Genomic DNA, 8,912 nt, shown 5'->3' with positions numbered 1-8,912 from the left:
CCTTTAAAGAAAGCGTAATAGCTCACTAGTCGAGTCGGCCTGCGCGGAAGATATACCGGGGCTCAAACTGATAACCGAAGCTGCGGATGCTAATTTATTAGCATGGTAGAGGAGCGTTGTGTAAGCCGTTGAAGGTGGATCGGGAGGTCTGCTGGAGGTATCACAAGTGCGAATGCTGACATGAGTAACGATAAGGGGGGTGAAAAACCCCCCCGCCGGAAGACCAAGGGTTCCTGTCCAACGCTAATCGGGACAGGGTTAGTCGACCCCTAAGGCGAGGGCGAAAGCCGTAGTCGATGGGAAACAGGTTAATATTCCTGTACTCGCTATTACTGCGACGGAGTGACGGAGAAGGCTAGGCCGGCATGGCGATTGGTTGTCCATGTTTAAGGTTGTAGGCTTATGACTTAGGCAAATCCGGGTCATACTCTTTAATGAGAAGGCTGAGAGCTGATGACGAAGCCCACTTAGTGGGTGAAGTGGTTGATGCCCTGCTTCCAGGAAAAACTTCTAAGCTTCAGGTAATAGTGAATCGTACTCTAAACCGACACAGGTGGTCAGGTAGAGAATACCAAGGCGCTTGAGAGAACTCTGGTGAAGGAACTAGGCAAAATGGTACCGTAACTTCGGGAGAAGGTACGCCGGTTTTGGTGATGGGACTTGCTCCCTAAGCTGAGGCCGGTCGAAGTGACCAGGTGGCTGCGACTGTTTATTAAAAACATAGCACTGTGCAAACTCGTAAGAGGACGTATACGGTGTGACGCCTGCCCGGTGCCGGAAGGTTAATTGATGGGGTTAGCTTCGGCGAAGCTCTTGATCGAAGCCCCGGTAAACGGCGGCCGTAACTATAACGGTCCTAAGGTAGCGAAATTCCTTGTCGGGTAAGTTCCGACCTGCACGAATGGCGTAACGATGGCCACGCTGTCTCCACCAGAGACTCAGTGAAATTGAAATCGCTGTTAAGATGCAGTGTACCCGCGGCTAGACGGAAAGACCCCGTGAACCTTTACTACAGCTTTGCACTGAACTTTGAGCCTACTTGTGTAGGATAGGTGGGAGGCTTTGAAGCAGTAACGCTAGTTACTGTGGAGCCGTCCTTGAAATACCACCCTGGTATGTTTGAGGTTCTAACTCTGGTCCGTTATCCGGATCGAGGACAGTGTATGGTGGGTAGTTTGACTGGGGCGGTCTCCTCCCAAAGAGTAACGGAGGAGTACGAAGGTGCACTCAGCATGGTCGGAAATCATGCAATGAGCATAATGGTATAAGTGCGCTTGACTGCGAGACAGACATGTCGAGCAGGTACGAAAGTAGGTCATAGTGATCCGGTGGTTCTGTATGGAAGGGCCATCGCTCAACGGATAAAAGGTACTCCGGGGATAACAGGCTGATACCGCCCAAGAGTTCACATCGACGGCGGTGTTTGGCACCTCGATGTCGGCTCATCACATCCTGGGGCTGAAGCCGGTCCCAAGGGTATGGCTGTTCGCCATTTAAAGTGGTACGCGAGCTGGGTTTAGAACGTCGTGAGACAGTTCGGTCCCTATCTGCCGTGGGCGTTGGAGATTTGAGAAGAGTTGCTCCTAGTACGAGAGGACCGGAGTGAACGAACCTCTGGTGTTCCGGTTGTCACGCCAGTGGCATTGCCGGGTAGCTATGTTCGGACGGGATAACCGCTGAAAGCATCTAAGCGGGAAGCCTCCTTCAAGATAAGATCTCCCTGAGGCCTTGAGCCTCCTGAAGGGCCGTGGAAGACTACCACGTTGATAGGCTGGGTGTGGAAGCGTTGTGAGGCGTTGAGCTAACCAGTACTAATTGCCCGTGCGGCTTGACCATACAACAGAGATGGTTACTAACGACTAGCGCAAGCTAGCGGATTGTGGAATGAAAGACACACAATAATCGCTTGCGGTGTATTACTACAGATTGTTTTACCGACTTATTTGGGGTTATCGCCGGTCACTAATGACCGAGGCAAACAGCGATAACACGGTAGGCCAAGCAGATTGCTTATAAGACCAACGCCAACCCAAGCCAGTTTGCCTGACGACCATAGAGTTGTGGAACCACCTGATCCCTTGCCGAACTCAGAAGTGAAACGCAACATCGCCGATGGTAGTGTGGGGTTTCCCCATGTGAGAGTAGGTCATCGTCAGGCTTCTAATCCGAAAAGGGCCACCCAATAGGGTGGCCCTTTTTTTATGCCTGGAAAAAATCCCGATCAATATTTTTACTACCTCGCAGCACCTGCGCTGCAATGTGATAAGTGGTGCACCGAAGGTGCCAGCTTGGTACGCCGAAGGCGCCCGCAGGGTGGCGAACACTGCTCGCCATACAGTGTAGATTGGGTACACCCGACAACTTATAAAAATAATTAAAAAGCTAATTTTTACTGCGCTGGCTTTTTTGACAAAGGCCAGAAAAATAAATCGAAATTTTCACGCTCTAATTTTTATTTAAGAAGTCGCGTAAAAATAAAAAACAAAAGCTAAAAATAGCGATGCACAAATTACCCGCGTCTCTCTGAAGAAATAAATCTATAAAAATAGCGGTTTACGCCCCTTCTTCGGCAAGTTTCTCGGCGCTCTGACAAAAACGCCCGGTAAAAATAACCCACGCAAAAATCAGAAAAATACTAATGCCACTCCGGGCAAAAATTAAATTTACCAATTAAAATATTGGTGATTTTTTAATCTGTGCGCTGATCCCCTGTAACCACGGGGCCTGTAGGCGATTTATTCAAGTTATACACAAGTCTATCCAGACTTTCTGTTAATAATATTTATATCCTAAGTTTAGTGGATAACCTGCCATACTTTTCCGTTGGTTTTTTGAGCAAATTGCCTTTTTGTATGGATTTAAAGGCTTGCACAAGTCTATCCAAAAGTTATGCACAACACTGTCCAGAAATTCTGTTAGTAACTGCTTGTGTGAAGACTTTATTCAGGGGTGGCCTAGCTCAGTGGCTTAATATCCGACCTTTTAGTGGATAACTTGAACTGGGTTCTTAGCTGTGAAAATCTGACAGCGCTGGAAAAGCGGCAGCCACTCTGTAGTTATGATCTGACCTTTTAGTCTCAACAATAAGAGCGCTCCTTTTAATTAGGATCAGTTCTATTCGATTGGGGGCGATAATCTCGGAGGGGAATTATTTATTGGCTCCTTAAGTGCAACTGAGTGAGCTAAGAGCCTGGCTAGAGTTGCGATCCGCCTACATATGAGCCCCGCACTCCCATATATTTTGACTCATTAGTTCTGTTGCCACTATCTTGAGTGGAGCCCGATAGATATCGCTCAATCACTATATTCGGGTTCCACAATAAAGAATTCGAACTTAGGGGGCGCTGAATAATTTGCTAATACCTCTGCGGAGTTTGAGGCTCCTTAGATAGAGACGGTGTAGATTTTTAAGTCCTGAGAAATTCCATCAATAGAGTAATAATTTGGAACGGTATCACTGTGAATTCCCCCCACACGCTCTGCGACAGCTATACTGGCACTGTTTTCAGATAGGCAGTGAATTTTTAAAGATTGGATATGATATTTATTTTTTAAGTGGTTAGAAACACAGCTTACAATTCGTGTCATAACTCCCTGGCCGTGATAATTTTTACAGAGCCAATAGCCTATTTCTGCATTTTTTTTGAGGAGATCAATCTCTTTAATTCCAAATATTCCTGCCGCCTTCCCTGAGGCACAAATCTTGTACCAGGATGCGCCGAAGTTCTTGCTAAAAATTCTATCGCTAATATATTTTTCTGTCGTCGGCAAATCGATCACCGCTTTTGCCCAGTAGAGATATTTTTCTAGCATTGGCCTATTGTTTTCAATAAGAGAAAATATAATTTTGGCGTCGCTCTCCAAGAGTGGATCGAGTTTTATATCGCTGTCCACCAGTATGCACTCTGTAACCATTTTCTTGTTTCTCTGCTTTTTAGCCGTATTATTTTTCCAACACTCACAGCTGTGAGGGCTTTTTAATAAAACAGGTAATCACTGCTGGGCTTTTACCGGTGCCCTAGGTTTGTAACATAAAAGTGACCGGACCATCATTGGTGAGGGAGACCTGCATATCCGCTGCAAATATTCCGCTGGCTACTGGAGAAAATTGGGCTTTGGAACTTTTAACAAAATAATTGTAAAGTTCCTCTGCATATTCTGGCGAGGCACCGCGACTAAAGCTTGGGCGCAGACCCCGGTCGGTCTCGGCAACTAGTGTGAACTGACTGACAATTAGGAGTCCGCCTCCGGCCTTGTGCAGGTTGAGATTCATACGCCCTTTATCGTCGGGAAAAATGCGGTAATTCAGCACCTTGTGCAGCAGCTTATCCGCACTCTCGGTGGTGTCCTGAGCCTCAATACCGAGCAGTAGGAGGATGCCTTTATCTATGGCTCCAACCGACTCTCCGGCTACGTTAACCTGGGCATGGCTAACCCTCTGAATCAATCCTTTCATCTCACTTCTCTCTGCTTCTCTGGAACCGATCGTATAAATGGCCTAGATTAGCGGACTGTCCCAAGTAGAGAAACCGAGAATAACGGTATGAAGAGAGCGCTAGTGGCACTGGTTGCCGGTGCACTGGCTGCGATGAGTGTTCACGCAGCCGATAGCTATCCGGAAAGTAAGCCGGGTACTCAAATTGATGAATATTTTGGCCAAAAGGTGGCCGATCCGTATCGCTGGATGGAACATATGTCCAGCGATGCGGTGAAAGACTGGGTTGGCGAGCAGAATGACTACGCATTACCGCGATTAAAGGACCTGCCTGGCTGGCAAAAAATCAATGACCGGCTCGCGCAGCTGTGGCGCTATGAGCGCTATGGTGTGCCCTATAAAAAGGGCGATAGCTATTACTACAGCTATAACACCGGCGATTGGGACCAAAATGTGTTCTACAGGGCCTCAGAACTGTCTGCTGAGGGCGATACAGTCCTGGACCCGCGCACTCTCAGCGACGATGGTACTATCGCCGCTAAGCGCCTTAAAGTCAGCCCAAAGGGCCGCTATCTGGCCTATGGCATCTCGGATGGTGGAACTGACTGGACCGACTACCGCATTCGGGACCTAAAGACAGGCAGGGATCTCAAAGAGCAGCTGACCGGGATCAAGTTTAGCGATGCCAGCTGGGCGGCGGATGAATCCGGTTTCTACTACAGTCGCTATCCGTTTAACCAGGATGGCACCGCAGACGATAGCAAACAGGTAGCGGTCTATTTCCATCGCCTGGGGGAGGCTCAGGAGCGCGATCAGTTGGTCTATGCAATTACCGATCATCCGACCCGCAATCCGGGAGCGGAGGTGAGTGCTGATGGCAACTACCTGTTATTTGGTATTTTCGATGGCTATGACTCCAACGGCTTCTACTATCGCGATCTGCGCGATAAAAGTGACAAGGTGGTCAAACTTCTGGATGACTGGGATGGCCTCTACCAGTATCTGGGTAACAAAGGGAGTCGCTTCTACTTTAAGACCAGTGCGGGAGCGCCGCTGGGGCGCGTGATCGCCATTGATCTGAATAAACCGCAGCGCAAGTACTGGCGCGATCTGGTGCCGGAGACCAGCAGCGCCCTGCAAAGTGCCAGCTATATCGGCGATCGCTTTGTACTTCACTATCTGGAAGATGCCAAATCGCGAGTACTGGTAACCGATACGCACGGCGAGCAGCAGTACGAGCTGAAGCTGCCGGGCGTGGGCTCAGTGAAGGGCTTTTATGGCGAGCCGGGTGAAGTGGAGACCTTCTACGCTTTCTCTAATTTTATTACCCCGCCGAGTATCTACCACCTGAATGTGCAGACCGGTGAAGCCACACTGTTCAAACAGCCAAAATATGCGGCAGATTTTTCTGACCTGACGGTGACCCAGCATTTCTATAAGAGTAAGGACGGCACCCGGGTGCCCCTGTTCCTGGTGCATAAGAAGGGTATCAAGCGCGATGGCAGCAACCCCACGCTGCTGTATGGATACGGTGGTTTTAACTCCGCCCAGCTACCGCGCTTTTACAATCGCTTTGTCGGCTGGCTGGATATGGGGGGGACCCTGGCGCTGGCCAACTTGCGCGGTGGCAGTGAGTACGGCAACGCCTGGCACTTGGCGGGCACCAAGACGCAAAAACAAAATGTTTTCGATGACTTTATCGCCGCAGCCGAGTGGCTGATTGAGGAAAAAATTACCTCTCCGCAGAAGCTCGCTATCAGCGGTCGCTCCAATGGTGGACTCCTGGCGGGGGCGACGCTGGTGCAGCGCCCGGATTTATTTGCGGCGGCCTTACCGGTAGTGGGTGTCCTGGATATGCTGCGCTACCACACCGCCTCCGCCAATGCGCGACAGTGGTCGAGCGATTATGGCCTGAGTGAGAATCGCGAAGAGTTCAAAGCGCTGCACGCCTACTCCCCGGTTCACAATACCCGTGAGGGCACCTGCTACCCGGCCACCCTGATTACTACTGCCGACCGGGATGATCGGGTAGTTCCCTGGCACAGCTACAAATTTGCCGCTGCGCTACAGAGGGATCAGGGCTGTGACAAACCGGTCTGGCTTGCGGTGGAGACCCGAGCTGGCCACGGTGCGGGCAAGCCGGTGTGGATGCAGGTGGAAGACTTTGCCAATCAGTGGAGCTTCCTCGCCTACCAGCTGGGTATGAAGATCGAGTAGCCTTATCAATTCACCCAATAAAAGTCGCAGCGGGGTCCACCGTTGAGGTTCCCGTGAGCGCGGCTATTGGGTATTGTTTCGGGGCGGCGTCACTGGTGCAGTGAGTGTGTCGCCCACTCTGCCGGAGTGGTGGTATCGCCAACCGGTCTGCCCTTCCGAGGGGCGGTGGCTTCGGCAGAGTTGATCACTGGGTATGAATAAAGATAACAACTCATCCGGTGGATTTATGAAACACGCATTTGTAACCGGGGGAACCGGTTTTCTCGGCGCTAATTTGTTAGATCAATTGGTAAGCGATGGCTGGCAAGTTACCGCCATGCATCGGCGCACCTCCAATACCGATAGATTGCGCGCCCTGGGGGTCAATTTGGTTGAGGCCTCGTTGAATGACCCGGAATCCCTTCAGGCCGCAATACCCGATAATGTCGATGCGCTTTTCCATATGGCGGCCAATACCAGCATGTGGCGCGCTGGCAATGCCCAGCAGTGGAAAGATAATGTCGAGGGTGCGGCGCATATTGCGCAAGTGGCGAGGGAGAAAAATGTAGGGCGGATGGTGGTGACCAGCTCAATTTCTGCCTATGGCTATCACAAGGAAAGAATTACAGAGGAGAGTGATAAGCTGGCCGATGATCCTCACCATCACTACCTATACACGAAAAAACGTGAGGAAATTGTAATCCGCAAGGAAATTGAGCGGGGGCTGGATGCTGTATTTCTCAACCCCTGTGCCATTGTGGGTAAATACGATACCAGCAGTTGGGCGCAGACTTTTTTTCTAATAGATAAAAATCAATTACCGGGTGTACCGCCGGGCTGGGGATCTTTTTGCCATGCCGGCGCGGTTGCACGCGCGCATATCACTGCCGTTGAAAAAGGGCGCTGTGGTGAAAATTATATATTAGCCGGAACCGATGCCAGTTTTTTGGAGTTCTTCGCAAAGATTGCTGAATTACTGGATAAACCGATACCCAAGCGCACCACCCCCGCCTTCGTTATTCAGACCATTGCCTGGTTTTCTGACCTCTTCTCCCGAGTGAGTGGGCGCGAGCCGGTTATTACACCGGAGAAGGCCACTTTGGTAACTCGGAGAGTAGTGGCTAGCAGTGCGAAAGCAGAGCGTGAACTGGATTATCAATCGGGGGTGGATTTGGATACTATGTTGTGCGAATGTCGAGATTGGTTAGCACAGAACAATTTATTGGAGTCGAAGTGAATCGCGGTAATATTATATTTGGGTTAGTTGCCTTGCTTTTGGTTTTACAAATTATTCAGCACTACTTTTTCTCCGGCGCAAACTAGTCATAAAGGTAGGGAGTAAATATGGCGGAAAAGCGCTGTACCTGGTGCCTGTCTACGCCACTTTATCAGAGTTATCACGATGAAGAGTGGGGTAGACCGGTTACCGACGATCAGGCCCTATTTGAGTTTTTATTGCTTGAAGGGGCCCAGGCGGGCTTGTCCTGGATTACCGTGCTGAATAAACGGGAGAATTATCGCAAGCTTTTCAATAATTTTGATGCGGAAAAAATTGCCCGGTACACCCCAAAAAAGGTAGAGAAATTACTGCTCAATCCGGGAATTATTCGCAACCGACTTAAAGTTGAATCGGCGATCAAGAATGCGCGGGCAACGCTGGAATTGCGGGATCGCGGTATTTCTCTAAAGGACTTCCTGTGGCAATTTACCGATGGGAGAGTGATCATCAATCGCCCGCGCAGTATGCAGCAGGTGCCGGCGACCACGGCTGAATCCGATGCGATGAGTAAGGCGCTAAAAAAAGCGGGTTTTAGTTTTGTGGGATCAACCATTATGTATGCGCATATGCAGGCAACGGGGATGGTCAATGATCACTTGGCAACTTGCCCGGCCCATCAGCAGTGTGTCGATGAGGCGCAGCGCTTGGGTTTAGCTTGAGGCAGGGTTTAGCCGTAGAGGGCGATAGATACGAATAGTTTGCCCAATGAGTACTGGCGCCGAGTGACACATTCTGTCTAAAACTGGAGCGGCCTTACAGGTGGTCCTGATGACGCTATCGCAGCGCTGCTCGTATTGGATATCCTGGATATCAATACCTCCGGTTTAATCGCTATTGCTCAAGACTGGGAGGTTTACTGGTCCCTGATACGGCAACTCAAGCCGGCCCAGAAGGCTGAGGACTTAACGGTTGCCTTTCCCCAGTGGGAGTTGCATATCGTGGAGCGCGCTGCCAACGGGCTCTAGTTCATTACCGCAGGTCAGTTGGGGCAATATCCTACTC

6 protein-coding genes and 2 rRNA genes (1 of these 8 running past the window's edge) are annotated in these 8,912 nt (G+C 50.1%); 6 read left to right on the top strand and 2 right to left on the bottom strand.

Features of this window, described 5'->3' with window-relative positions; genetic code table 11:
• Positions 1–1,836 (top strand): 23S ribosomal RNA (locus ACJJIK_RS14160) (it extends 1,060 nt beyond the left edge of the window).
• Between the two features lie 206 nt (positions 1,837–2,042).
• Positions 2,043–2,158: ribosomal RNA gene (gene rrf, locus ACJJIK_RS14155) — 5S ribosomal RNA — on the top strand.
• 1,226 nt (positions 2,159–3,384) lie between these two features.
• Here the strand turns inward: rrf and ACJJIK_RS14150 are convergent.
• Positions 3,385–3,894, bottom strand: coding sequence for a GNAT family N-acetyltransferase (locus ACJJIK_RS14150; protein WP_444928945.1), 510 nt, complete (start codon positions 3,892–3,894; stop codon positions 3,385–3,387).
• 124 nt (positions 3,895–4,018) lie between these two features.
• The gene (gene dtd, locus ACJJIK_RS14145) at positions 4,019–4,456 is read right to left on the bottom strand and encodes a D-aminoacyl-tRNA deacylase (RefSeq protein WP_444928944.1); all 438 of its coding nucleotides are present in this window, start codon (positions 4,454–4,456) and stop codon (positions 4,019–4,021) included.
• 87 nt (positions 4,457–4,543) lie between these two features.
• On the opposite strand from dtd, the gene ACJJIK_RS14140 reads away from it, so the two are divergent.
• From ACJJIK_RS14140 to ACJJIK_RS14125, 4 genes are all read left to right on the top strand, one after another.
• Positions 4,544–6,652, top strand: a complete 2,109-nt coding sequence (locus ACJJIK_RS14140) for a prolyl oligopeptidase family serine peptidase (RefSeq protein WP_444943130.1) — start codon at positions 4,544–4,546, stop codon at positions 6,650–6,652.
• A 226-nt stretch (positions 6,653–6,878) separates the two neighbouring features.
• A complete protein-coding gene (locus ACJJIK_RS14135; protein WP_444943129.1) occupies positions 6,879–7,868 on the top strand; it encodes an NAD-dependent epimerase/dehydratase family protein in 990 nt (329 codons plus the stop codon).
• 107 nt (positions 7,869–7,975) lie between these two features.
• Complete coding sequence (locus tag ACJJIK_RS14130; RefSeq protein ID WP_444928941.1) at positions 7,976–8,569, top strand: DNA-3-methyladenine glycosylase I; 594 nt, start codon at positions 7,976–7,978, stop codon at positions 8,567–8,569.
• Between the two features lie 135 nt (positions 8,570–8,704).
• Positions 8,705–8,875 carry a hypothetical protein gene (locus ACJJIK_RS14125; protein WP_444943128.1) on the top strand — a complete coding sequence of 57 codons (171 nt, stop codon included), beginning with the start codon at positions 8,705–8,707 and terminating at the stop codon, positions 8,873–8,875.
• Positions 8,876–8,912: the final 37 nt, after the last annotated feature.

This window comes from Microbulbifer regidiadema (SeqCode), from assembly GCF_052466995.1.
Note: the sequence above shows the minus strand (reverse complement) of the source record. Positions and strands in the feature narration are given on the sequence as shown.

Excerpts from the sequence above, each read along its gene's own strand:
- dtd (WP_444928944.1), bottom strand. The coding sequence starts at position 4,456 with ATGAAAGGATTGATTCAGAGGGTTAGCCATGCCCAGGTTAACGTAGCC.
- ACJJIK_RS14140 (WP_444943130.1), top strand. The coding sequence starts at position 4,544 with ATGAAGAGAGCGCTAGTGGCACTGGTTGCCGGTGCACTGGCTGCGATG.
- ACJJIK_RS14135 (WP_444943129.1), top strand. The coding sequence starts at position 6,879 with ATGAAACACGCATTTGTAACCGGGGGAACCGGTTTTCTCGGCGCTAAT.
- ACJJIK_RS14130 (WP_444928941.1), top strand. The coding sequence starts at position 7,976 with ATGGCGGAAAAGCGCTGTACCTGGTGCCTGTCTACGCCACTTTATCAG.